The organism is Colwellia sp. KU-HH00111 (assembly GCF_040362745.1).
GTDB lineage: Bacteria > Pseudomonadota > Gammaproteobacteria > Enterobacterales > Alteromonadaceae > Colwellia.
Map to the genome: position 1 here is coordinate 541,986 of NZ_BAABWO010000001.1, position 26,095 is coordinate 568,080.

General features: G+C 36.2%; 25 protein-coding genes and 1 tRNA gene. 19 read left to right on the forward strand and 7 right to left on the reverse strand.

The genetic code is table 11. The features are described 5' to 3' along the window. The first annotated feature begins 11 nt into the window (after positions 1-11). Entirely contained in the window at positions 12-851 is an 840-nt protein-coding gene (locus ABXG98_RS02345) for a M48 family metallopeptidase (protein WP_353537065.1), read from the forward strand. Between the two features lie 39 nt (positions 852-890). Here ABXG98_RS02345 and pdxH read toward each other — a convergent pair whose 3' ends face one another. From pdxH to ABXG98_RS02360, 3 genes are all read right to left on the reverse strand, one after another. Further along, positions 891-1,544 (reverse strand): pyridoxamine 5'-phosphate oxidase, encoded by a 654-nt coding sequence (gene pdxH / locus ABXG98_RS02350; protein WP_353537066.1) that lies wholly within the window; start codon positions 1,542-1,544, stop codon positions 891-893. A gap of 61 nt (positions 1,545-1,605) precedes the next feature. Next, positions 1,606-2,943 (reverse strand): amidohydrolase, encoded by a 1,338-nt coding sequence (locus ABXG98_RS02355; RefSeq protein WP_353537067.1) that lies wholly within the window; start codon positions 2,941-2,943, stop codon positions 1,606-1,608. 121 nt (positions 2,944-3,064) lie between these two features. Continuing rightward, complete coding sequence (locus ABXG98_RS02360) at positions 3,065-3,268, reverse strand: PA3496 family putative envelope integrity protein (RefSeq protein WP_353537068.1); 204 nt, start codon at positions 3,266-3,268, stop codon at positions 3,065-3,067. 165 nt (positions 3,269-3,433) lie between these two features. Between ABXG98_RS02360 and ABXG98_RS02365 the strand changes: the two genes are divergently transcribed. Beyond that, a complete protein-coding gene (locus ABXG98_RS02365) occupies positions 3,434-5,611 on the forward strand; it encodes a tRNA(Met) cytidine acetyltransferase TmcA (RefSeq protein WP_353537069.1) in 2,178 nt (725 codons plus the stop codon). On the opposite strand, the gene ABXG98_RS02370 is transcribed toward ABXG98_RS02365, so the two are convergent. Further along, positions 5,608-5,823: a hypothetical protein gene (locus ABXG98_RS02370; RefSeq protein ID WP_353537070.1), complete on the reverse strand. Its 216-nt coding sequence runs from the start codon at positions 5,821-5,823 to the stop codon at positions 5,608-5,610. The genes ABXG98_RS02365 and ABXG98_RS02370 overlap by 4 nt on opposite strands. Beyond that, a complete protein-coding gene (locus ABXG98_RS02375; protein ID WP_353537071.1) occupies positions 5,814-5,999 on the reverse strand; it encodes a hypothetical protein in 186 nt (61 codons plus the stop codon). Before ABXG98_RS02375 ends, ABXG98_RS02370 begins: the two co-directional genes overlap by 10 nt. A 183-nt stretch (positions 6,000-6,182) precedes the next feature. Between ABXG98_RS02375 and ABXG98_RS02380 the strand changes: the two genes are divergently transcribed. The 17 genes from ABXG98_RS02380 (at position 6,183) to ABXG98_RS02460 (ending at position 24,322) form a co-directional block, all read left to right on the forward strand. Beyond that, positions 6,183-7,091, forward strand: coding sequence for an ABC transporter ATP-binding protein (locus ABXG98_RS02380; protein WP_353537073.1), 909 nt, complete (start codon positions 6,183-6,185; stop codon positions 7,089-7,091). Further along, the gene (locus ABXG98_RS02385; RefSeq protein ID WP_353537074.1) at positions 7,091-8,119 is read left to right on the forward strand and encodes an ABC transporter permease; all 1,029 of its coding nucleotides are present in this window, start codon (positions 7,091-7,093) and stop codon (positions 8,117-8,119) included. Before ABXG98_RS02380 ends, ABXG98_RS02385 begins: the two co-directional genes overlap by 1 nt. Positions 8,120-8,248: 129 nt before the next feature. Next, the gene (locus ABXG98_RS02390; RefSeq protein WP_353537075.1) at positions 8,249-8,425 is read left to right on the forward strand and encodes a hypothetical protein; all 177 of its coding nucleotides are present in this window, start codon (positions 8,249-8,251) and stop codon (positions 8,423-8,425) included. A gap of 259 nt (positions 8,426-8,684) precedes the next feature. Beyond that, positions 8,685-9,068: a hypothetical protein gene (locus tag ABXG98_RS02395; RefSeq protein ID WP_353537076.1), complete on the forward strand. Its 384-nt coding sequence runs from the start codon at positions 8,685-8,687 to the stop codon at positions 9,066-9,068. A 3-nt stretch (positions 9,069-9,071) separates the two neighbouring features. Beyond that, entirely contained in the window at positions 9,072-10,388 is a 1,317-nt protein-coding gene (locus ABXG98_RS02400) for a phospholipase effector Tle1 domain-containing protein (RefSeq protein WP_353537077.1), read from the forward strand. A 6-nt stretch (positions 10,389-10,394) separates the two neighbouring features. Then, positions 10,395-11,417: a DUF2931 family protein gene (locus ABXG98_RS02405; RefSeq protein ID WP_353537078.1), complete on the forward strand. Its 1,023-nt coding sequence runs from the start codon at positions 10,395-10,397 to the stop codon at positions 11,415-11,417. A gap of 329 nt (positions 11,418-11,746) precedes the next feature. Continuing rightward, positions 11,747-12,517, forward strand: a complete 771-nt coding sequence (locus ABXG98_RS02410; RefSeq protein WP_353537079.1) for a hypothetical protein — start codon at positions 11,747-11,749, stop codon at positions 12,515-12,517. After that, positions 12,514-13,929, forward strand: a complete 1,416-nt coding sequence (locus tag ABXG98_RS02415) for a hypothetical protein (RefSeq protein WP_353537080.1) — start codon at positions 12,514-12,516, stop codon at positions 13,927-13,929. Before ABXG98_RS02410 ends, ABXG98_RS02415 begins: the two co-directional genes overlap by 4 nt. A 152-nt stretch (positions 13,930-14,081) precedes the next feature. Beyond that, a complete protein-coding gene (locus ABXG98_RS02420) occupies positions 14,082-14,696 on the forward strand; it encodes a hypothetical protein (protein ID WP_353537081.1) in 615 nt (204 codons plus the stop codon). A 285-nt stretch (positions 14,697-14,981) separates the two neighbouring features. Then, entirely contained in the window at positions 14,982-16,217 is a 1,236-nt protein-coding gene (locus tag ABXG98_RS02425; RefSeq protein WP_353537082.1) for a site-specific integrase, read from the forward strand. Between the two features lie 62 nt (positions 16,218-16,279). Next, positions 16,280-17,077 carry a hypothetical protein gene (locus ABXG98_RS02430; RefSeq protein ID WP_353537083.1) on the forward strand — a complete coding sequence of 266 codons (798 nt, stop codon included), beginning with the start codon at positions 16,280-16,282 and terminating at the stop codon, positions 17,075-17,077. Positions 17,078-17,161: 84 nt separating this feature from the next. Further along, positions 17,162-17,389, forward strand: coding sequence for a helix-turn-helix transcriptional regulator (locus ABXG98_RS02435; RefSeq protein ID WP_353537084.1), 228 nt, complete (start codon positions 17,162-17,164; stop codon positions 17,387-17,389). 1 nt (position 17,390) lies between these two features. Further along, positions 17,391-17,669 (forward strand): hypothetical protein, encoded by a 279-nt coding sequence (locus tag ABXG98_RS02440; RefSeq protein ID WP_353537085.1) that lies wholly within the window; start codon positions 17,391-17,393, stop codon positions 17,667-17,669. After that, positions 17,653-19,413, forward strand: coding sequence for a replication endonuclease (locus tag ABXG98_RS02445; RefSeq protein ID WP_353537086.1), 1,761 nt, complete (start codon positions 17,653-17,655; stop codon positions 19,411-19,413). The genes ABXG98_RS02440 and ABXG98_RS02445 overlap by 17 nt, the downstream gene beginning before the upstream one ends. Before the next feature lie 132 nt (positions 19,414-19,545). Further along, positions 19,546-21,774 carry an AAA family ATPase gene (locus tag ABXG98_RS02450; RefSeq protein ID WP_353537087.1) on the forward strand — a complete coding sequence of 743 codons (2,229 nt, stop codon included), beginning with the start codon at positions 19,546-19,548 and terminating at the stop codon, positions 21,772-21,774. Continuing rightward, positions 21,761-23,890 carry a UvrD-helicase domain-containing protein gene (locus ABXG98_RS02455; protein ID WP_353537088.1) on the forward strand — a complete coding sequence of 710 codons (2,130 nt, stop codon included), beginning with the start codon at positions 21,761-21,763 and terminating at the stop codon, positions 23,888-23,890. Before ABXG98_RS02450 ends, ABXG98_RS02455 begins: the two co-directional genes overlap by 14 nt. A 72-nt stretch (positions 23,891-23,962) precedes the next feature. Continuing rightward, positions 23,963-24,322 (forward strand): hypothetical protein, encoded by a 360-nt coding sequence (locus ABXG98_RS02460; protein ID WP_353537089.1) that lies wholly within the window; start codon positions 23,963-23,965, stop codon positions 24,320-24,322. 304 nt (positions 24,323-24,626) lie between these two features. Here the strand turns inward: ABXG98_RS02460 and ABXG98_RS02465 are convergent. Then, positions 24,627-24,703: transfer RNA gene (locus ABXG98_RS02465), tRNA-Arg, on the reverse strand. Positions 24,704-24,780: 77 nt separating this feature from the next. Next, entirely contained in the window at positions 24,781-25,956 is a 1,176-nt protein-coding gene (locus tag ABXG98_RS02470; RefSeq protein ID WP_353537091.1) for a flagella assembly protein FlgT, read from the reverse strand. Positions 25,957-26,095 lie beyond the last annotated feature (139 nt).

Sequence of the window (26,095 nt, forward strand, 5' to 3'; positions counted from 1 at the left end):
TACATACGCCTATGAAAAACTTTATATCTGTTGCTTTTACTTTGCTAGCCATATCAGCTTGTTCCACTTCTTCTACAGGAAGGAATCAAGTTGCACTCTATTCTGATACTGAACTCAATACTATGGGGATTACTTCATTTGAAGAAATGAAAAAAGAAATTCCTATCAGCACAGATAAAGCCACTAATGATTTTGTACTTTGTGTCGCGGATGCTATAACGTCAAATGTCCCACAGTCAGCTCATCAAGGTGAGTGGGAAGTTGTGGTTTTTGATTCTGAACAAGTCAATGCTTTTGCTTTACCTGGAGGTAAAATAGGTGTTTACACAGGGATTTTAGAGGTTACTGAAAACCAAGACCAATTAGCGGCTATTATGGGGCATGAAGTAGGACATGTGCTTGAGCGCCATTCTAACGAGCGCCTGTCTGCTAATAAGCTATCTAATGTTGGTATGGCTGTGGCAACAATAGCACTTGGCGCTACTGAAGTTGAAAACAAAGGTCTTTGGGTTGCAGGGTTAGGGTTAGGTGTACAATACGGTGTGATTATGCCTTATAGCCGCTCTCATGAAAGTGAGGCAGATATTGTTGGTCAAGATTTAATGGCGCGTTCAGGATTCGAGCCTCAAGCGAGTGTGCAATTATGGAAAAACATGGCTAAGTTAAGTAAAAATTCACCTCCTGAGTTTATGTCTACCCATCCATCTAACCAAACCCGTATTGAACAGTTAAGCCAGCACCTCGCTGTTTCTCAGCCTTTTTATTTGGCTGAGAAAAAAAGCGGCAAGCTTCCTCAATGTGTTAAACCTAAAGTGATTCCGAAACCAGCCAAGGTTAAAGGCAAAAACTAAGGGGGATTTTAGTCGCAGACGGCTTGTTGCAGCACTACGTTATGGGTGAAGCTTAAAGTGTTGCCAAGCTTCATCTTGTTTTTCAAAACACACACGGTCATGTAATCGGTTTGCACGACCTTGCCAAAACTCAATGTAGCTGGGTTTTACTCGCCATCCGCCCCAAAACTCAGGGTGAGGAACTTCACCTTGTGCATACTTGTCGCTATATTTAGCCATGCGCTGTTTGAGTTCGCCATCATGGCTCATTTTTTGGCTTTGTTTTGAGGCCCAAGCACCTACTTGGCTACCGCGGTCACGGCTATGGAAATAGGCTTCAGATTCTTGTTGACTAACCTTTTCAACACTTCCTTCAATACGAACCTGCCTTTGCAATACATTCCAGTGAAATAATAATGCCACCTTGCTATTCTCTGCTAACTCTTGACTTTTACGGCTACCGTAATTGGTAAAAAACACAAAGCCTTGGTCATCAAAGTCTTTCAATAGCACCATGCGCGAACTAGGTTGTCCACTTTGGCTACAACTACTGACAGACATAGCTTCAGGTAACAAAATCCCCGCTTTATTTGCTTCTTCAAACCATTGGGTAAATAAAGGTAATGGAGTAGAATCGGCGGTAATTTCAGGTAATGGTAAGGCTACACCTTGACCAAAAGTAAATAGGCAACGAAGTTTTTCAAATAAAGTCATAAGGTTACTTACAGTTCAATATAATAAAAAAGTTTTTGTATCTTAATAAAGCAAGAATACGCTATTTATGGTTACTCATATAATCTAATGTCAAATTAGTTAATAACTCAACCCCCAATTTCATGCCACTTTCATCTATTTCAAATTCAGGGGTATGATGATCGGGCGCTTGATTTGCTGGTGTGTCTTTTGAGCGGCCACCAACAAATAAATACAAACCAGGCACTTGTTCTTGGAAAAAAGAGAAATCTTCAGCACCCGTAACTGGATTGGTTACTTGGGTCTTTGCTACCCCTGCAGTTGCCTGTAGTACTGGTAACATTTCAGCCATTAAGGCTTCATCATTATAGGTAATAGGGTAACTATAATCTAAGGGCAAAGTAATAGTTGCTTGTGCGTTCATACTTTTAGCAATACTTTTGGCTTTATTGTGAACAGCGTTATGAATATGCTGACGAATCTCAGGGTTGAGTGTACGAATTGTGCCAACCATCTCAACTTTGTTTGGGATAATATTAGAGCGAGTTCCGCCGTTGATCATACCAACAGTGACAACGGCAGCGCTGTCTATTAATTCAACTTCACGACTGACAATGGTTTGTAAGCCCATAATTATTTGTGCTGAAGTTACAATTGGGTCAACACTGTTCCAAGGGTAAGCGCCATGAGATTGTTTACCTTCAACAACCACTTTAAATGGGTCTACTGCTGCCATTATGCCGCCAGCACGATAATGAACTGTGCCCACCTCTTTACCTGAGCTAATATGTAAACCAAAAATCACATCAACATTGGGTTTAGTTAACACGCCTTCTTTGACCATAACCTCAGCGCCACCGACTTCACCTTCAGGAGCGCCTTCTTCGGCTGGCTGAAAAATAAATTTAACTTTACCGTGCAGCTTGTCTTTCATTGAGGTTAACAGCTTAGCTGCGCCCATCAGCATTGCAATGTGGGTATCGTGTCCACACGCATGCATTACGCCAACATCTTGTCCGTTATATTGTGATCTTACCTTTGATGCAAAAGGTAAGTTAACCGTTTCAGTCACTGGTAAGCCGTCAATGTCAGCACGCAGTGCGACTACAGGGCCAGGTTTTCCTGAATCAAGTAGTGCGACCACTCCGGTTTTGGCGACGCCCGTTTGAACCTCTAACCCTAAAGATTTTAAATACTTGGCAATAGTGTTAGCCGTTTCAAACTCTCGGTTTGATAGCTCAGGATTTTGGTGGAAATGCCGGCGCCATTTTATCACGTCAGCTTCAATTTTAGAGGCTAAAACGGCCACATTATCAATACTGCTTTGCTCTTTAGCATGAAGGCTGGTACTAACGTTTGATAATAATAATGCTGAGCAAAGTGCTTGGGTTAACAGTTTAGGTTTTTTTAACGTAAGCATAGGGTAAACTTATATTTTTATTAAAAAATTATGTCGCTAAATCATACGTCATTTGTTTGATAAACACGAACCTTACTTTGTGGTCGTGTAAAGGGGAGGTTGTTATAGTCGGCTAGCCTTGTTACCAATCATCCTCATCATCTAATAGCTCCTTAAGTCTTTTTGCTTCCATCAGCTCATCGATACGCTTGCGTGCAAGCAAGTTTTTTTCTGCTTGTTCTTGAGCTTTTTTTTCAGCAATCTCTCTCGTTTCAATATCTACATATTGTTCGTTATCTTCATCATCTTTATCAATGTCATCAAGAAAACTTTCATCAGTTACCATAAGCTGAACCCATAAAAAGAGGAATATTTTTCAAGTTTATATTTATCAACATAGGCAAGTAATGTTTATTTTTCAATAAAACTTTCTATTAATTTTATTGGTGTCACAGCTATTGCTTGCTAAACTATTGTGCTAAATAGAATTAAAAAACAGAATAAAATATCTATGCAAAACAGGGCATTTTCTGCTTGGTTTGAACACTATCAACATTCAGCGCTAGAGCTGAATGAGCGTCGTTTAGTTGTGCTGATTGGTGATGAAGGTTGGGCGAGTTCATTATTGCAGCCTGTTGTTCATAAAGCAGCTTGCTCTGCTACCAAAAATCAAATTTGCCTAATTTATGGTCAAAGCAAAATGTTTCAGCCCAACGTTAGCAAGCAGCGCTTTCGCGACAAATTAGGAAGCGAAAGTAATTTTGTAGTGTTTAATGCATTAGAAGATAAGCTTGCTACCTTGTCTATAGATGCCTTCGCTGTATTGTCGGGGACGTTAGTGGCAGGAGGTGTATTTTTTTTACTGCTTAAAGATAAGTCATCCTCAACACAAAGCTATTTCTATCGTCGTTTTTTTCAGTTACTGTCTACTTATTCATCACATTGTCTGATTGAACAATCTCTTGAAGATCCTTCTTACAAAGTCACTCAACCATTTATTGATGATTCGGCCAAGCTTGTTGAAAAGTTTGCCCCCTGTTTTGCACATCATTGTAAAACGCAAGAGCAATTAACTGCTGTTGAAGCGGTGATCAAAGTTGTTAAAGGTAAAAGAAACCAGCCTTTGGTATTAACCGCAGATAGAGGCAGAGGAAAATCTTCAGCTTTAGCTATAGCATGTGCTAAATTGCTAAAACATGCCAATAAAGACAATCCATTAAGGCTGGTAATTACGGCGCCAGAAATAGCTTCGTTAGCGATATTTTTTGACAGGTTAGCTCAGAGTTTGCCTTGTGGTGTCTTAGAGCATGGCAAATTTATCACCGCGCTTGGCTCGGTTGAGTTTATTGCTATCGATGCTTTGTTGAAACAACCACCTTCTGCTAGTTTAGTACTTGTTGATGAAGCGGCGGCTATTCCCATTTATTTACTTGAACAGTTACTCGACAAATATTCACGCTTGGTTTTTTCTAGCACTATTCATGGCTATGAAGGTGCAGGTCGTGGTTTTACTTTAAAGTTTCAGCAGACATTAAAGCAAAAATATTCACAATGGGTTAATTTACATATTCATGAGCCAATCCGATGGCGAGCAGGTGATCCCCTTGAACAGTTGGTTTTTGAAAGCTGCTTGCTTAATGCTGAACTGCCTAAACTGGCCATGTTGCCACAGACATTATCCCCATCAAGACTAAAGTTTAGACAATTTACAGCGCTTGAGTTGATCAAGCACGAATCTTTGTTTAAACAGCTCTTTGGAGTATTGGTTACCGCACATTATCAAACTAAACCCAGTGATGTACAAATGTTGTTAGATAATCATCAAGTGCAATTGGTTTGTTTACTCTCAGAGTCTGAAGCGGAACAGCAGGTTGTAGCCGTTGCATTATTGATTAATGAAGGGCGGTTGTATGAAAACAGTATTGATGCTGATGATATCAAGGCGGTAACTCAATCTACGCGGCGGCTAAAAAATAACTTTATCCCTCAGTCGTTATTAACCCATTGTGGTATTGAGTATGCTTTTAACTATCAATATCTGCGAGTTATGAGAATTGCTGTACACCCACAGTTGCAGCAACAGGGCATCGGCACCCATTTTATGCAAGAAATATCTGGTTTTGCATCGCATCAAGGTGCTGATTTTTTAGCGTCAAGCTTTGGTGCGACTGCGAGCTTACTTTCATTTTGGCTAACGAATGATTTTTCACTGGCCCGTATTGGCTTTAACAAAGACAAAGCTAGTGGCGAACAATCAGCCTTAGTATTAAAACCACTGACTGAGCAAGCATCTAATGCACTCGTTGATATTAATACTGAGTTCTATCGAAGTTTTGATTATCTTCTCCAGGATGAATACAAATATTTATCAGCACAACTTGTCGCACTAGTTCTGCAAAAGTGTCCAGCAACATCTTTAGCATTATTAACTGATCGTGATCTGGCCAATATTGAGGCTTTTTCTCAAGGCCATCGGCAGTTTTCAAGCTGTGCGTTTAGTTTGCATCTCTGGTTAACGCAACTGCTCACTCAGCAGTCAACAATAGAAGATGATGCATTATTTGTACTCATAAGTCGCATTATGCAAAAGCACAGTATTTCTAACGTTTGTAGTGCCTATGGGTTTACCGGTAAAAAAGCCCTTGAGCAATATTTACAGTCAGAAATTCGAATGAGGCTAAGACATTAGTGATGCGCTTGCCAACGCCAAAACTTTTGCATCACCACATATTCACAGCGTTTTTCGCCACAAAACTGAATATCGTCATGGCGTAATAGTCTTGCCAAATAGTAACTAATTGTTTTTGCTAAGCCACAGCTTGGATGATATTTATAGGTTGAGATTAATATAGATAACCAAGCTTCAAGTTGGTTAAATTCAGTTGAGGTTTTTAAGCACATAAACGACTCACTTTTTTCAAATCGCCATTAAGGCTTGTTGCTAATAGAGTATGCCATAGCACTTGTTTAGCATTGGCGTTTAGGCATTTACAATCACCACCATGCAATAATCCTGATTGCAATAGTTGCTCTAATATATAGCTAGGCAATTCAATTTGTACTTTATTGATATTCATATATCCTCCTTATCAACAGTGTTTAATTGATGTTTATTTAATATCTCATCATTTAAAATATACTAACAAATATTTAAATGCAAATGATAATTGTTATCATTTGTTGTTTTTGATGTGTTTTTAAATTATTCAAGTACAATGAGGGGAAGTGTTGCTAAGTTTGCAAGTAAGGATCAATAAATCATGAGTACTGCTATTTCCGTTGAGGCGTTATCTAAGAAATACCAAGATATCATCGCGGTTAACAATATCAGCTTTACCGTTGAGCAAGGGCATTGTTTTGGTCTTTTAGGGCCAAATGGTGCCGGTAAAACGACCACGATTGAAATTATGGAAGGTATTATTGCCGCTAGTTCTGGCTCAGTGACCTATACAGGGCTAAAAGGAAGTGAAAACCAAGGTAGGCAGGTAGATAATAGTATTTCACAGCAAATAGGTATTCAATTTCAGCATACGGCATTGCAAGATTACCTGACGGTTAAAGAAACCTTAACCCTGTTCTCTTCGTTTTATCAACATACCTTAGCTCAAGATGAGATCGTTGAATTGTGTGATCTTGCTGATTTTTTAGACCGTGATAACCGTTTGCTTTCAGGAGGGCAAAGGCAGCGACTACTGCTGGCGTTGGCATTAATTAATGATCCTGAAATTATCTTTTTAGATGAACCAACTACCGGTTTAGACCCTCATGCTAGGCGAAACTTTTGGCAGTTGATTAAAAATATCAAAGCGCAAAATAGAACGATTATTTTAACGACTCACTATATGGATGAAGCCGAACAGCTTTGTGATGACATAGTGATTATGGATAGGGGTGAAATTATCGAGTCGGGAACACCACATCAATTACTCAGTAAGCACTTTAGTGATGTATTTATTTACTTGCCCGAGCAACAAGTACCAACACAACTGCTCAAGGAAAACCAATGGAAAGCTAATGCTGGCCGTGTAGAAATCGCTAGCAAAAATGTCGAGAAAACACTTGCTATGCTAATGAAAAATCAAATTTCTTTAGCCGGGCTGCACGTTAAATCAGCCAATTTAGATGATTTGTTTTTACATTTAACTGGGCATTCCCTAAGAGAGAGCTAATGAAATTCAAACGTTTTTTTGCCGTGTTTAAAGCGCGTAATATTGAGTTTTTTCGCGATAAATCATCCTTAAGTTGGAATTTATTGTTTCCTGTGCTGTTACTGGTAGGATTTTCATTTATATTTTCAGGGGATGGTCGCTCAGCATACAAAATAGGCGTTGTGCAATTAACGTCGGCAAAACTAGGGCATACAACTGACAAGCATGATTTTTCAAAAAATACCCGTTATGTTGATTATATTCAATATGATAGTGTTGATGAGGCTAAAAGTAAGCTTAGCAACCACACCATTGATATGGTGGTTGAGCCATTAACGCTGCGGTATTGGGTAAACAAAGAGTCTTCTAAAAGTTACTTGGTCGAGAAAATATTTAGCACTGAACTACGTGGTTACACCCGCTTACAAACGTCGGATAAAGCCATACGTTATGTTGACTGGGTATTGCCTGGCATACTTGGCATGAACATGATGTTTAGTTGTTTGTTTGGTGTTGGTTACGTCATTGTACGGTACCGAAAAAACGCTGTTTTAAAACGATTAAAAGCCACACCGCTATCAGCATTAGAATTTGTCTCAGCGCAGCTATTATCCCGTTTGTTTATTGTATTGTTTTTATCGGCTATTGTGTATAGCGGTTGTAACTTGTTGTTTGACTTTTATATGTTAGGCAGTTATTTCGATTTATTTGTTATTGGCATGTTAGGCGCGTTTTGTTTGATTAGTTTAGGTTTACTGGTTGCCAGCCGAAGTAAAAGTGAAGAGCTTATCGGTGGCTTATTAAATTTAACTTCGTGGCCCATGATGATGCTTTCTGGCGTATGGTTTAGTTTAGAGGGCGCGCCTCCCGCATTAAAAGCGTTTGCTGATTTTTTGCCATTGACCCATTTAGTGGCTGGCGCTAGAAAAGTACTAACCGAAGGGGCCACCTTGGCTGACATCAGTTATCATGTCAGCTGCTTAGTGGTGATGAGTGCAATATTTTTATCATTGGGCGCTTACTTTTTTAGTTGGAACACTGAGCGTTAATCATTTTTTGATGGAAGTGCTTAATAATTAGCTAATATAATCAGGAAAGTTGTGCTATTATTTTCGACTGATTACAAAATCAGTCGAAAATAATATAAAAATAATATATCAATACAAGGAATTTAAACCATGGAATGGTTGAATATTTTTTTGAGCGAACAGCCTTTCACCCTAGCAATCCCAGTATTATTCATTTTCTTTGTTTTTATTTACGTTATGCGCCAAGCTCACTTTAAGCATGTGGCACGGATCAAAGAAATTAATGATCGTTACACTGTACATTCAATATCAAGTTCAGATAGCTAAAGTTATTATAATTAGTATAGGGTGTCTTTATGGTTTTTTATCGATTACATTCATCTTAGTGGCCAAATGGCTGTTTTATTGTCAATGCAGAATTATCAGATGTAGTCATAATCATGAACCCTTTGGCTAGATCATGATAACAGCTTCTAGCCTAGCTTATGAAATAGATTAAAGAAAATTAGGCTGTTCCATTGGAAGAGGTAATACGCTAATCTAATCTGTGTAATTAAATAAACTATGTCAAATAAACACTTAAACTATGATTACTATCAGTCAAAAACAAGATGGATTATTATCCAGCAAGATTATTAATAATTTTGTAGAAAAAACAATGGTGCTTCTTCGGCATACAGCTAAAGAATGGTGCCTGAGCAAAGATGATGATGAACTCAATCAGTTTATTAATGATATGGTTACATTCGCTCATAGTATGTTTGTGTTTGATGAAGAAAATATTGAGCTACTTATTCTCTATAAGATCGAGTTTAACTTTGATATCCCATTAAGTGAATATCGTCATATGATGCTTTGTCGATCTTATTTTGATGAACATTACCGCATAAATCAGTTTCATCAAACATTAACAGCAAAAGCTCATTTGGTTAAAATTACACTAGATACAGACTTAGCCAGCATAAGGTGATCGATGAATAAAAAAGAATCAGCAAATACTACAAGGCAAAGCTGCCCAGAGCAAGACGATGATGTTTTGGAAGAACCTAGGGTTAGCATTAGAGCATGTTTATACTTTGATGGAACGGGTAATAATAGAACCAATGTTGATCTTGGACTAGAAGGTTCACCCGCAGGTTTGAAAGTAGACAAAGGGAGTTATCAAAGTGATCATTCAAATGTATCTAAACTTGAAAAAGTTTGGCTAAGTGCTGACGGTGTAGACCATGACTTTTCCCTATATGTTGAAGGGATTGGCACAACAAATGGTGAGCTTGATGATTTGGTTGGTGGAGGGTTAGGCAAAGGCCCAACCGGCGTTGTGAGTAAAGTTGAAAGTGGCATAAAAGGAATGATAGATCAAATAGTGCCACTTGTTCCTAATAAAAAAATTAGCCATATTTATCTGGATTCTTGTGGTTTTAGTCGTGGCGCAGCAGCGGCGCGCTATTATGTTTATGCCATTATGAAAAAATCTGGAGAGACCTTGCTAGATCAGCTTAAAGGTAAAGGCTTTGATGTAAATTCAGTGAAGTTTAAATTTGTAGGGTTATTTGATACTGTTGCCTCTATCGGTATGAACCATGATACAGATACCAAAAAATTACATTTGGATAATTTAGGTATCACAGAAAGAGTTGTACAGCTATCTGCTGCTGAAGAGCATCGAAAAAACTTCAGATTGACAGGCATAGAAAGTGCCAAAAATGGCTTAGAAGTGTTTCTTCCTGGAGTGCACTCAGATATTGGAGGAAGTTATAATAAAACTGAAGATGAAAAGGATTTACAAATCCTAGATATCGACCGTTTTTGGGGCTTATCAGATGATGATAAAAAGGCTTTTACACGTGAAAGAGATTGGTTATTAGATTCTGGTTGGTACAAAGAAAAAGAAATTGAGGAACTTAATTTTTTTAACGAACTCAAAGTTAATCGTAAAGGAATAAAAAATGAGTATAGTTTTATACCCTTAGCAATGATGGCCGATTATGCTAAAGAGTATGGTGTACATTATAGCAGAACGTTAGCCGTGAAATACAAAGTACCAACTGAGCTAAAAGCGTTTCAAGCATACCTTAAAAGCTATGCTCAAGGGGCCACAAAACCCAGTGACTGGCATCTTGATATTGATAATAGAAAAAATTGGGATAAACATAATAAAAATGTTAAAGATATCAGAAATAAGTATTTTCACTTTTCATCATACTATGGCTCAGTTGGTATGGGCCCACAATGGACTGGGGATGATCCTATTAAGGGCAAACGAAAAAGAAAAATACAAACTGGATAGGCATCAATGCGCAACATAATTGGCATATTTATTATTTTAACAACGCTTTCAGTGTTTATAACCCCTTCACAAGGTAAAAACATAATGAACAAGTACAGATGGTATCCTACTGAGTCAGCTCCAAAATTATACCCAGTGGAAATTGTAAAAGGTGATTTATTTTTTAGTGATGGTTCATCGATTTATATTCCAGATCATAAAATAGTAAATAATGGTTGGGGAGAAACGCATTCTACTTACATTTCTGGAGAAGATATTAAGCCCATACCAGTAAAATTAGATATAAGCTGGTTTTCTTATGTTGAAGATAAGTTTTTTAGTGGTGAATTTCAACTTCCCTATGAAACGATGCTTGGATTATTTGAGCAAGGTTTTATCAGCCCGTTAAACGGCGAAAAAGCTACTTATAATAGAATTATAGTTGGTACAGCCCCTGAAGGAGAAATCTCAGTTTGGTTATCCGGAGAAGGTGTTACTAAAGAAGTTGCCCATTTTAAGGCTAAAGAATCTTTAACTGATTGGTCTACAATTATTGATGATACAGATATATCTAGAAAAGATTACATCGATATTGTATTAGAAGAAAATATAGAGCCAAGCCAATTCGAAGTGTTAAAATCTGGAGGTTTTCCTCCCGAGCTTTGGCAAACATATTATCAGCAAATGCCATATGATATAGACGTTATTGGCTCTGCGCCATTTGCAATGTGGCTAAAAACGTTTAACGGTGAACAAGAGTTTTTTAACTTTTCAAGTACTGATAATAACCGTATTCATCGCAGTATACCCAAGAAGATTAAATTAAATTGGAGGCAAAAAAATCAAAAACAATACACAGCTAATATTGTTTTTGATGAAAATGAAATTTTTCAAGCCTACAAAAAACTAACGTCTGATAAACCTGATCATAAGCTCGTTCTTCAATTAGAAATTAGCGAGCAATCACATACAGTTGACGTTTTTATTAGAAATGATAAATATATATTGAAATTAGAAAAAAATGACGTGAAACGCTACAAAATGGAATAACCTTTTAGCCACCTTTGTATAGATTACTGGGTCAAGTTCAGGTCTTTTATAGACGTTTTGTTTTGCTATGTCAGCTATTTCTCATTACAGCTTTAGTTATTTGTTTTGTTCATTACTATTTATACATTGAAACTCATGCTTATGTGGCTTGATTAAATCCAATCCACTATCTACTATTATTAGTGATCAGAGGTTCATTGTGTTGAACTTTTGAGGTTATTAATCAAAGTAAATAACCATCATTTTTATTTAAAAAATACTGAAAACTATCGAGTGGTATATTTATTTTCCGCTACTTATCTTAGGTGTACTTTAACAGGGACATTATAATGATCGCCTTGCAAGAAGAACAAATGGAAAAGTTCAAGGGCAATGCTTTACAAAGCTTTGTTGTTAAAATGATGCAACATAGTCATGAATTTTCACCTTATCTATGTGATGTTTTAGGTGATAAGCAACTTCGTTATGCCGTTGAAGAAGGTATAGCTAACGCGAAAAAATATGGATTTACCTATAAAGGTTCAGTTCAGTTATATCTTGATCTGACATTTATGTTTGGTAGTTATTTTGATAAGGACCCTCTATTTAACGAGTTTGCTGTTATTTTACATGATGATAGTAATCAAATGTTCCGTGCAGAACAAATTCACATACTACTCAATACCTATCTAGAAAAAGTACATGGCGTCAAAAATCAAAACATTAATCAGGCACTATTGTCGTTAATTCATTTATTAGAGTCACCTTTTCCCCAGTCAAAAGAGAATTTTGATGTAGCCATTATTAAAGAATTCAAGGCTATATTTCCACAACGAGCGGCCTACGTTGGCGATGACGCGTTGGATGAATTTATCCAAATAGCTAGAGGGCAGGCGGCAGACTTTAATTTGCCACCTGTTAGCGGTACTGCACTAATGGTGGTACTAATGAGTGCCTTTGGGAGCGGTTGCACTAACGACAAGCTCTATCCATGGATTTCTAAAACTTTGTTAGATGAAAAAGTACAAGATACACAAACTCGTGTTGAGCGTTTGCAGAGGATAACGTTAATCTGGTTGAAAGCGGTCTTAAAAACTGAGCCATTGGAGCAAGTGACATGACAAAAGCTAAAAAAGTGGATAAACCTGCGGCTAAAAAAGATGCGGCTACCCCTTGTGATGAAGCTGAAGAGCCGTGTCCATTGGCAGAGTTAAAGTACGAAGTAACTAAAATAGAAGTCCAAGTAACGACCCAAAGCAACAAGGTGATAATGAATGATCCCGAAGCAAAATGCTTGGTAACAGCACTGGTAACCTATAAACGTTCAAACGCAGAAGGGGCACTAGACTCCTTGCCTGATAAAGTCGTTTTTACTTTTACTGACCCAGATGGAAACAATACCGACAAACCCAGCTCTTTTAATTATACAGGCAGTAAACACTTAGGAAAAAAATCAGATGCTTCAGCTACCTATTGGGTGGCACAATCAGGTTATTCGGCAGCTAGTGATGATAGTTTCAACAGTAATGCTAAAGTTACTTGTAAAGACGTGACGCCAAATGAAACCATGCAAGCACAGATCAATTTTAAACCTTCTGGTGTAGGTGGCAATGAATATAAGATTACGGCAAAAGTATTTAAAGCGGATGGCGTTAGTGAGCTTGTCTCAGCGCAAAGCACTAAGTTTGTGATATGGCGTAAAGTAAGTTTTGATAAAATATACGAAATGAAAAGTATGACACATGTTTCAACTAATGCAGCAACAGCAACCATAGCGCCAGTCTATAACCCTGCTTTTGTGGAGTATACAGCAGGTACGCGAACAGAATTAACCACAGCACAAAGTGTTAAATATATTGGATTATGGAAAGATACTGCAACACCGCAGCGAAGTTGGGCAACAGTACAAGCTAAAATACCAGCAGAAACGCCTTCAGCCACAGAAATAACCGATGCCAAATATACCGGTTCAACGCCCGAAGGACTATTGAAACGAACCGCTGCTCGCGCTGCTATTTTAGCAAAGGCTCAAGCTTGGGCTGATCGAATCGATAGTGCATTTTCTAGGGATATGAATAAATGGATCGCCGATGTAAGTTTACCCGCCAATGCCGTGGTAGGAATTCAGTATTACCACCCAAAATTTTCTAGCAGAGGCGGAGATTTCGCAACGTCAGAATGGAAGCTTGGAGAGCCTTCTGTTCCTGCATGGTTGAGAGTTGGGGCTTTCCAAAAATCTAGCGGGGGTCATTATTATACTAATTTAGATCCCGACGGCCTCTGGGTAAATTGGGGAGGCTTGAGCCATGGAAGTGGTCGTGTATCTGTACCTACAGGGATCAGTAGTGCGACTACCAAACAGGTTATTCGTCATGAAGCGGGGCATGCTACCAAATCTTGGTTTAAAAGAGAACCATTTGGTCCTTCACTGGATCATTCAGCTTCAAATGCGGGCATCATGTATTATACAACCAGTGGTGGCACAACATTTACCACTAGAGAAAAGAAAATATTACGCGGTATTACCCCTTAATCATTTAGAGTTGGAGATAGGCTATTTTGTTCAATAGATCGGGCTTCAATCATATTCAACGGGTAATAAAAATTATATTTGTCGCTAATTTGTTTCAGTTTGGGCATTGGAACATGTGCTTAGCTGAAGCGGATTCACAAGAGAGTGCCACTATGAAAATTCATTTAAGTAAGCAAACCTTTTATCTGGGCGAAGATATCTTGGTTGATATTTATTACCCAAATTTACGAACTTCAGTGATCACAATACCTGATCCAGAGACATCTTTTGATGTGGAAATGCACTTTTTAGATATAAACACTGAAGAAGATTTAAATTACACCATGGGGCAATCAACAACAACAGTCATGGAAAATGCATCAGATCAATGGGCACTAAATGTACCTGTTCCAGAGGAAATAAGCATAGCGCCTAACGATGTATACCATTTTACATCAAATGCCAACGAACGGCTTTATCTTAATGCCGGAAAATATGTGGTGTATGTGACTGATTCAGAATCGGAATCTGCACGTTTAGAAGTATCGATAGTACTAAACAAAGACGCGTTAACTCATCTCTCTGCACTCGCTATGAATACAAAAGAAAATTATAGCAGGCGCGAGTGGGCAATGACACATGTGCAAACTGTATACCCTAAGTTTATTCTTCTATTACCTGATGAGGGCATCAGTAAGGCAGCAGCAAGTGAAAATGAAAAAAATAACCAAATACAATATCAATCCTTCATGAAGTGGCTTGAATCAGGGCAAGTAGATATTCCATAATAATCATTTTCAATAAATCTGAAAATTAAGATAAATTGTCTGCGAGAGCAATGGTTGTTATGGCGCCCTTGAGAAGATTCGAACTTCCGACCTAGCGCTTAGGAGGCGCAAAAAATGGTGTTTTTCAGTGAATCACTATGAGCATCGATAAACCTAAATGTAACTTTAATGATATATAAAACATAGTCTTATGTTATCACCTTATTTCTCTCTTGTTCATTGTTGTACTTTGTAGCACAATCATTGTGCTACATATTTGCTACATATAAACTTTGAGAGGCTAAAATGGCGAAGCTAGATAAAATAACGAATTCTTGCATCAAGGGGTTAGATCTCAATGAGCGCAGGGTCAATGATTCAGAAATTTCTGGCTTTCATTTACGCATTAGTCCTAAAGGTAAAATCACTTATTATTTGTTTTATCGTTTTGACGGTAAACAAGTAAACTTCAAGTTAGGCAACTATCCAGACTTATCGCCCACACAAGCGCGTGATCTAGCAAAAGCAAAGCTAGGTGCGGTAGCAAACGGTGTTGATATTCAAGTAGTAAAAAAAGAAGCTAAACGCCAAACCGAAAAAGATAAACATTCCAAACTAGAAGCATTTTTAGATAATCAATATCTACCTTGGCTTGAAACTAGAAACTTTAAAACAGCTCATCGTATTATTAAAACTATTAAACGTGGATTTCCTCATTTACTTGAAAAGCAACTTGGAAATATTAATGCATGGGATCTTGAAAAATGGCGAAGTGAAAAGAAGAAACAAGCGAAAAGCCCATCAACGATCAACGGCTATATAAATTACCTAAAAGGGGCAATGAGTAGGGCGGTCGAATGGGGAGTTATTGAAAGCCATGACCTGAGCAAAATAAAATCACTAAAAGCCGAAAATAATATTGTTAGATTCTTATCTCCACATGAAGAAAAATCATTAAGAGCAACGTTAAGAGTTCGTGATTTACGCATTAAAAATGAGCGCGACTCTGGCAACCTTCACCGTCAAAGCCGTGGCTATCCTTTATTACCTGAATTAAGAGATTTTAATTACTGTGGGTACTTAGAACCTTTCGTTATTTTAGCCATTAATACTGGCATGAGAAGAGGGGAGATTTTTGGTCTTGAGTGGCAACATGTTGATCTAGCCAATGGCTATTTAACGATAATAGCCAGTAACTCAAAATCAGGGCAAGGGCGACATATACCATTAAACAATGAAGCAAAAGCAGCGTTAAATAATTGGTTAGCTGATACTGATGCTTCTGGTTTTGTTTTTAAAGGTAGTGATAACAAACCACTAACTGACATTAAACGAACGTGGAATACCTTGCTAACTGAGGCTAAGATTGATAATTTTCGTTTTCATGATTTACGCCATCACTTTGCCAGTAAACTTGTTATGGCAGGTGCTGATCTAAATACTGTACGTGAATTAATGGGACATAGTGATTTGAAAATGACTTTAAGGTATGCACATCTAGCGCCAGAGCATAAAGCTGCGGCAGTTAATTTGATTGGTTGATGTTTTTTGTTGATATATGTTTAATGAGAATCAAAAAACTGTGTATAAAAAGAGAAGTATAAATGTTTAGAAAAGATTATTACAGATTAGGAGAACTAGAAAGTAAGTTTGGTTTTAGCGCTTATGATTATATATATTTATGTGAGAAATTTAATAACCCAATAAGATTTTATGCTCATAAACATTACTTTTTAATGATGGATCTGGATTTATATAAAAAAAAGTTATTAGGCGTTGCTTATTATAAAGGTGTTATAAATTTGCTTCCTCAATATCGTAATGAGTTACTTCAATCTGGAAGCGTTGAAATTGAAGAATGTTATTTAACAGATAAAAAATTCATTGAACTTTATGAAGAAGTTTCACCTGAATTGGTGGTTAATTGTTTTGATGAAAAATATGAAGTCACTTCGCTGAGGCCTGAAAATATTCAGGCAACTAATATCTATTCTAGAGTAATTGGTGAAGAAAATAGGGATATGGTTCAAAAGGAGGTAACTAAACTTGACTGTAGGTTGAATCTTAAACTAGAGGATATGGTACTTACTAATGACGACATCTCTTGGGCTAGACTTAGTTTAAAAATGTCTAATAATGAAAAAGTATTACCAGAAAGTGAAAGAGAAAACACATTTCATATATATGCTAAGCATTTAATTAATTTCTACCCTGGTAAAGGAGCCTCAGCATTATGGAACATTATATTGAAAAAGCACCATGAAGAGGATGACGAAATTGATCCTTATTGTATATTAATAGAAGTTTACCCTGATGAAATAATATGGGCAGTAAAAGGTGATACAGAAAGAACAATGAAAAAAAGTACCTTTAAAAACTTAATCACAAAATTAAAAAAATAATTTTCGTCATTCCTAACGTCATATGACAAAAATGACGAATAGATTTCTACCTCGAAACACATTAATCAATCGAGGCAGACATCAATGTCAAACAATATACAACCTAGAGTTTTATCAGAAATAGAAACAGCCGAATATATCGGTATGAGTCGTTCTTTCTTACGCCAATCACGCATGGAAGGAAATCGAGAAAACAGAACCCCTGCGCCACCTTTCATTAAAATAGGTCGATCAGTTCGTTACTTAGTAGAGGATTTAGATAGCTGGTTAGATAGCTTTTATAAGCAATCTCATTTAATGGAGAATGTTTAGTATGGATAAGTTAACTAACAACAATTACGCTCACCTTCGCATCTTCAATGATGGATTACTGTTAGATTTATGTGTTGAGCCGAGTAATTACTTTGGTAAGTTATTTCCCTCATTACCACTTGGTTCAATTATTAAACTTGGCAGTATTAGAGACTTAAAAGCCAAAGGGTTAATCAAGTCAGAAACCGTTTTCTATTATGAGCTTGAATATAAGCGTTACACCATTAGTGATTTAGGTAAAACGTTATTTGAGGAGTATAAAAATGACTGCTCAAAATAATATTCTTGGTCATAAACTCAATAAAATATCAGCGGTCTTTAAGGACTATCCCTTTTTAACAAAGGAATGGCACAGTTGTGCTGCTGATAGAGCCGATGTTGATTTTATCTTTGGTGAGTTAAGTAAAGTACCTGATCCAATTAAACGGCATATTTTGAATAATGCATTTAACATTAAGGTAAGGCGTGACCGTAACATTTACATTCGTAATACAACAAAGCGTATTGTAGATTTATTACCACCAAAATTAAGAAATTCGTTAACGGTTGATGATGATGAAATACGTAACATAAGTGAGAATTGTGCAGAGCGATGCAGAAGAATAGCAATTCATCATAACGTAAAAAGTCGTGCTAATCCGTTAACGCAAAAACCCGTTAACGAAAAACTCCGTTACGTAACGAAGCGCGTTGAACCGTTAACGGTTTTATGTGGGGCGAATCAAAGCGAAACTATAGCGAATCAAGGTGAGGTCTTTCGCCTGTTAACGGAATATGTCGAATCGTTTCGTATTCAAGCTAATTCCGTTACGGAAAATTCCGTAACGGAATTAGGCGCTATAAAACGCATGTGTGATAAGAAATGGTGGAACAGGCGTTTACGTAAAATATTTAATCAAGCATACGAGCAAGCTGCGATTGAATTAAATCTTGTGCAAAAGTACAAGCAGATTTATGCCAGTAATTTAACGGTTAAAAAGCGGCAGCAACAAAAATTACGTAACGAACAAATGCTCAGTTCAATGAGCGTGATTAATGATATTGGTCAGCAATTTTCACTTAAAGAATTATCCGACTTAAATGTCTCAAACCCTGCAATAAGAAAAGCGGAATTAATGGTTAGAATGCGCGGTTTTGAAGAGCTTTCAAAATCGCATAATCATCAAGGTATTTTCATAACGATAACGTGCCCTTCAAAATTTCATGCCACTTATGCCAAGTCAGGGCAACGTAACTCAAAATATGAGAGATTTACACCTTATCAAGCAAATCAATACCTATGTGATGTTTGGTCACGCATACGTGCAGAGTGGAGCCGTAAAGGCATAAAGCCTTATGGATTTCGTGTGGCAGAGCCGCAACATGACGGAACACCCCATTGGCATATCCTTCTGTTCGTTGAACCACAACAAATAGATACCGTAAAAAACACGATTTCGCATTATGCACTTCAAGAAGATGGAGACGAAAAAGGCGCGATTGAAAATCGTTGTGATTTTAAACTTATCGACCCTAAAAAAGGCAGTGCAACAGGCTACATTGCCAAGTACGTTTCAAAGAATATTGACGGTGAAGGATTAGATAAAGGTGTTCACGGTGAAGACCCTATCACAGCAGCGCAACGTGTAGATGCTTGGTCTTCTTGTTGGTGTATTCGTCAGTTTCAGCAAATTGGCGGCGCGAGTGTTTCCGTTTGGCGAGAATTGAGACATTTAAAACAAAAGTTGGGTTTTGATTCTGTATTAGAAGAAGCGAGAGTGGCAGCAGACGAAAGTAAATGGCATGACTTTATTAATGCAATGGGTGGCGTATTCGCCAAACGTAAAGACCAGCCTTTAAAGCTTGCCTATGATGCATCTTTCAATAGTGAAACAGGCGAATGTAAGCTTGGACAATATGACGGCAATATCATTCAATCGATTAAAGGATTGATGTTTAAAGGGAAAATGATAGTCACTAGGTTTTTTAGTTGGCGTTTAGAAAGAGCAAACGCAGTTTGTGATAACTTGGAGTTCTGTAAATAACTGTACCTCTTTTAAACCCTCATAAAATATGCAAGTATTAGATATACTCTTGTTCTATAGATAATTTATTATTTATCAGAATGATAGGTTTGGCACTAATAACAAATATACAAATGATTTAAAGGACTAAATATGCAGTTACATAGTTTTAAAATACAAAATTTTCGTAAGTTCAGAGAGCTAAACAATGTCGTTCATTTTGTTAATTCTAAATCCATAAGTGCAGGTGAGCCTAATGATGGAGAAAGTTCACTTGTCGCATCCTCTGGTACTTTAATCATAGGAAAAAATAATGCAGGCAAAACTACTATAGCTAAAGCGTTAAATTTAATTTGTACAAAACAAAAACCAGCACCCTCGGATTTCAATATTGATTATTTAAGAGGTTTGTTGGATCAGTACAAAATAACTAAAGAAGCTGGAGAAAGCTTTGATGACCTGGCTACGCCCTCACTAGAATTTACAATACAAGTTAAAGTGAACTTTGATGAAGAAGAGGGTGATTTAGTAAATAACCTCTATCAATTTGTTCCTATAAGTTCTTCAACATCTGATTTGGTTGAAATCAAAATAAAGTATCAAGTTAAGGAAGAGCAAGCTCTCAAAAACAATATTGATACCATTCTGAACACTGAGTTCCCTAATATAGATGATCCAAGAACTATCTTTAATCTTCGACTTGAGTCTTTCCGTGAAATATTAAAAGAAGAAACAACAGAGTTTAATATTTTTTATTTAACCTCATCTAACAATGAAGTTAAAGATCCTGCATTAAACAAACTGTTTAATATCAAAGAAATTAAAGCTAATCGTCACTTAAAAGACGGAGTTCTTTCTGATATTTATAGGAAAATAGTTTCTTCTCAATATGTTGGCAATGATGCAAATAAAGAAAATTTACAAAGAAGTATTAGTAAAATAAATGAAGAAATAAAAGAGGCTGTTGGATCAAAAAGCGAATCCATTTCATCTGTATTACAACAAATTGAACAATCTAATCATGTTGGAGTTGATTTAAGTGGTAACGTTACTGAAAGCATCATATTAAGAAATTTAATTAAATATAGTTTTAGTGATGGGGACGACTATATACCTGAAGATCAGTTTGGTTTGGGTTATATCAACTTGTTAAATATCATCGGTGAGATAATCCACTATATAGATAGTTATGAAGATAAAAGCCATCAAAACCAAATAAACTTGTTATTCATTGAGGAACCTGAAGCATTTATGCATCCTCAAATGCAAGAGTTTTTCATTACCCGAATTGATAATGCGGTGAAAAGAGCCCTAGAGCTAGCTGGTTCACAGGCAGATGCCTCGCAAAAATCTTTACATTGTCAGTTGATTGTTACAACCCATTCATCGCATATCGTAAATAGTAAAATACATAGCAGTAATTCTTTTAGTAATATTAATTACTTAAACTCTATAAATAGACAGGCTACTGTTATCAATTTAAATGATAAATTGGTAGCGGGTGAAGATAATTCTACTAACAGTAAAGCTCTTAAATTTATTAAGAAGCATATCAAGTATAAAGTATCAGAATTATTTTTTTCGGATGCTGTTATTTTCGTTGAAGGCATAACTGAAGAGACTTTACTGCACTACTATATTGATCAAGAGCCAACCTTAAAAAATTATTATATATCTATATTTAATATTAATGGGGCACATGGGAAGTTGTATTTCCCGTTAGCAAAAGCTTTAAAGATTCCTTGTTTAGTAATAACTGACATTGACATTAAGAGGGCTGCATGTGAAAAGGGTGAAAAAAATAAAGACCACCAAGAGGCTGTAGCTTGTTCCTTTTGTGGTAAAGCCGAAGGAGTAGAAGATTTTAAAGATTATATTCAAATTACCTCATTGGATGACCGTATTACTACGAATTCTACCTTAGCTGCATTTAATCAGTCTTTACGAGATAAAAGTAAAGAAGAATCTGATTCTCTAGATGATATCGATTATTTTGAAGATGATAATCTGCATATAATATTTCAAAAAGACGAGCTTGAAGGGCAGTACCCGACCAGTTTTGAAGAAGCTTTTATTCTGACAAACTATCAAAATCATATTTTAAATAGTGTATTAAAAAAATGTAAGCCAACCATTTATAAGGACATTGTTGGGGCTGGCAATCAAGTGGATACAAGCAGGTTAATAGAGAATTCATTTAAGTTGCAAAAAAAACTATCTGACAGCAAAAGTGATTTTGCCAATAATCTACTTTATGAATGTATTACTAGAAGTAGGCTAGAAAAACCCTCTTTACCTTCATATATTCAAAGCGGCTTCAGTTGGTTAACCCGTCAGCTTACACCTCAATTGGAGGAGGAATTAGCTAATGATGACGCATAATGAACAGTTGGAAGCTGAAATTCAGCAACAGATAATTAGCAATATTGATGATTTCAATAGTTTTAGATTTAATGCAGGTGCAGGTGCAGGAAAAACATTTGCGCTTGTCGAAAGTATTAAACATATTCTTAAACGTAAAATAAAAAGGCTTCGACAGTATAATCAACAAGCTATATGTATTACTTATACCAATGTTGCCGTAGGTGAAATTAAAGAACGATTGGGGCATTCGGAATTAGTAATAGTTTCAACTATTCATGAAAGGCTATGGGAGCTGATCAAGTATTATCAACAAGAACTAATTCTTATACATTTGGAAAAGCTTGAATCAGAAATTCAACGAATTAGTGAAGCTTTATCTGATATTAGTATTAGCAAACATAAAAAATTTGCCGAGCTTTCACAGGAAGAACAATCAGGTTTCACTGAATTTGTTATTAATCAAAAAGAGATTTTTTATCAATATTTATATTCACCTGCTGCAGGATTCAAAAAAGCTTTTAATGATCTAGATATAGATAAACCTACATGCCTTACAAATTTATTAAGTAATGTTAGCCACTTTAGAGAAACGGTTAAACTTATTTACAGAAAAGAAAGGTATCAACAATGCGTAGGACGCATTAATAACAGACAGGAAACTAAAGTTACCTACGATAGTAAATCTAACTCCGATCGCTTGGATTATATGAAATTTAGTCATGATACTTTACTTGAATATGGTTCTAAAATTGTTGAAAGGCACTCGGTACTTAGAAGGATCATTATTGATAAATATCCTTATGTTTTCATCGACGAGTATCAAGATACCAATGAACAGGTTGTTAAATTAGTTAAGGGATTACATGATTATGCGTTAACACATAATAAGAGCTGGTTAGTAGGTTATTTTGGAGATACGGCGCAAAATATATATGATGATGGAGTAGGAACTCGTATTGAAACGCTGCATACGAACATTGAAAATATTGATAAGCCATTTAATAGAAGGTCTCACAATCAAGTTATTAATGTTATTAATAAAATTAGAAACGATGATATAGAGCAAAGACCAATTTTTGATGATAGAAATTCAGGAAACATCAATTTTTATCACTCAATTTGTGCAAATGATGAAGACAAACTATCTAAAGCCCAAGGTTTTTTGGAACAATTTAAAAACGATATTATTAACGGGGATGAAGCGGAACCTCCTAAGATTCATTGTTTAGTATTAACAAATAAACTAATGGCGCAACTAAATGGATTTGGTGATACATATAGCGTTTTAAGTCAAGCGGAAACCATTTACTGGAAAGAACTAAATACCAAGCTTTTATCTCACGATATAGAAAAGCTCGATCCTACCATTTTACTAATATATAACTTAGTGACGCTGTATCTAAAATTACAAAATGATAGCACGACCTTTTACGAAGTTTTGGGCCAACTACATAGTCGAATATCTTTTGCTGCGGTAAATAATTTAATTTATTCATTACGAGGTGTAGAAGTAGCCAATTTAGGCGAGTTGATATCCGCATATTCAAGGGTGCTAGGTGAGGCAGACTTGAACGTTCACCTTAAAAAATCGTTATTAAATAATATATCAATAAACGTTGAAGATACTAATGCTACCGGAAGTTTACACTCTTTTTTTCTCGGTAGATTTCGAGAGTTAATGTACACAAATTGCGATGATGATTATACAAATGAAGAAGAGTTAATAAAGCTTCAGTCATTATTAAATTTAAGTTTAGAACAGTTAACCTTATGGGTAGACTTTATAGACAGAAGACAAAACAGAGACGTTATATATCATACATACCATGGAACTAAAGGAGAAGAATACGAATATGTTGCTCTTATTCTAGGACATGATTTTGGAGGAACGCATCAAGGAAGGAACAAATTTAAAAGCTTTTTTGAACATATTCAGCTTGATCAAAATGAGCAGGATGAAAGGCTAAATCTTACAGACTATAAAGAAAATTTTGAAAATACCAAAAACTTGATTTATGTCGCTTGTTCTCGTGCAGCTAAAGATTTGAGACTTCTATATTTAGACGATGTGGATGAAATAAAAAATGGAATTGAGCAAGTATTTGATACTTGTGAAGAATGGCAGCAACCTTGATTTTAAGAAAAAACAATTGGAAATTGGATTACAAAAATTACGTGTTTTAAATTTATTAAATAAGGGAAATCAATGAAGGATTCAACTAGAGCTAGAGTTGCAGCAGCCGTCGGTGCAGCGTTTAAAGAAAAAAGTATATCGTCTGTTTATGATCATACTACAGGCAATCATAATAATATTTCAGCAAAAGTTACTAATGGTAAATTGAACGGTTTTGATTACTCTACTTCAAGCAATTTTTCTGGCGGTAGTAAGAAAAAACTAGATTTTTTCGATTATGACACATCCGCTCATGTTCAACTTAAATTGGAGGGCAAAAAGTTCTCTGGATTTGATTACCATTCTAGTCAACATTTTTCCGGAAATATTAATGGGCAATCGATTTCTATTTATGATTATCAAACGGGACAACATTATAACTACAGTGTTTAGTCATAATATTGAAATGAGTATAAAGATACTCTATATCAAAAACAGTTAATCTTCACAACCTACATGACCACATAGAGTCTACATAAGTTACTTGTGATACGGTAATTAACTGAATTTTAATGAGATTAACCTTATCTGTATATAATAAGCTGTCAGCAAGTTAATTTTCTCAAAACAGCTTATTAGAAAGATCCCTTCCACAAAGCCTTTCCTAATTATGAATAAATCTGCTACATATATGCTACATAATTATTTTTATAGTATTTTTCTTAGGTGTGGTTTTGTTTTAAGTTATTGATTTTTATGGCGCCCTTGAGAAGATTCGAACTTCCGACCTAGCGCTTAGGAGGCGCTTGCTCTATCCAGCTGAGCTACAAGGGCATCATTTTGAGGTTGGTTATTGTATTGTTTTATCATAATAAAGTTAAGCATTAATCTGTAATACTTAACTTTATTTATTAATATCGTACGGCAAGGTCGTTGACCTGAATATTATCTAATAAACGGTTGTTAAGTGTTTTTGCAGTGGCGCTCTGCTTGGTTAGTTGGGTTACTTTTACCTTGTAAGGACTAACATCATAACCTGGGTAGCTATTTCCTTGGGTACTGGTAAAAGTGCGGCTATGTAATAGTGAAAATTCATCACCTATTTTTACGCCATGATGCTGGCCTAAGTTAATGGTGATTTGATTGCCATTAACTTGCACTATTTTCCCTTCACTTGGCTCACACATAACATTTTCGTCTATGTCTTTAACCATGGTATCGAGTAGTGAACCTATCATTGTGCCATAATCACTTTGCCAAAATACGCTGGTATTAACATCGACACTTTTTCTTTTGTTAAAGTCCCATACTGTGGCGTTATGATAATTGCCTTGCCAAACTTGTTCTCCGCTTAAGCCATTATAGAGATAAAGTGTCATATCAAAGTTTCTAGGATAAGTACCTTGCTTCCATACTTTCCAAGCATTAGTTCTGTTTTTCCCAAAAGAGAGATCATCAATTTCACTGAAAAGTACATATTGACTATCGGTAGTATCAGCAATTGATATAGCTAATTGTTTAATTTTGTCTTCAGCGAAACTCGCATTTAAGCGAGAAAATTGAGTAGCACTTTTGAGCAAAAGTTTACCTTTACTGTAGCTGCTTTTTATTGCCAACTTTCTATTTAATTGGTTCATAACTGCTGCATCTAATCGGTATATTTTGCCAATATTAGCATGCTCTCTTTGGGTTAAATGACTTTTAGTAATAAGAATGGATTTTTTATAATCTAACGCAAAACATTTTTTTTCTTGGGGAAAAATATCTGCACGCACGGTAACACTGATCATATTATTGCTATGGAACTCATCAATCAGCTCAATCGAGTTAACACTGCCGCTGGCGCGAATACTAAGTTGGTCTTGAGTTAATAAGCCATTGACCACTTGTTGAATACTAGAAACACTTGCCCCAGCTACCAACAGCGCTTTCTTTAAGGCATTTTCCATTGCCTTTGTTCGCGCTATTTCAACGGAGTCTTTGTCTGTTGAAGCATGCCCCTGCGCTTCATACCATTGTGCATGGCAGTTAGTGTTAACAACCAATAGCAAGGTAACTAATATAGCAGTTTGTATAATTGTACGCATATTTTCTCTCATAAAATGAAAAGCCAACTGTGGGCTACAACTTGGGCTACAATAATTAGAATGCACAATTTATGCCTGATTAATTTGACACGGACAATAAGACTATAATTAATTGGCTTGAAATGTGCATTGGTTATCA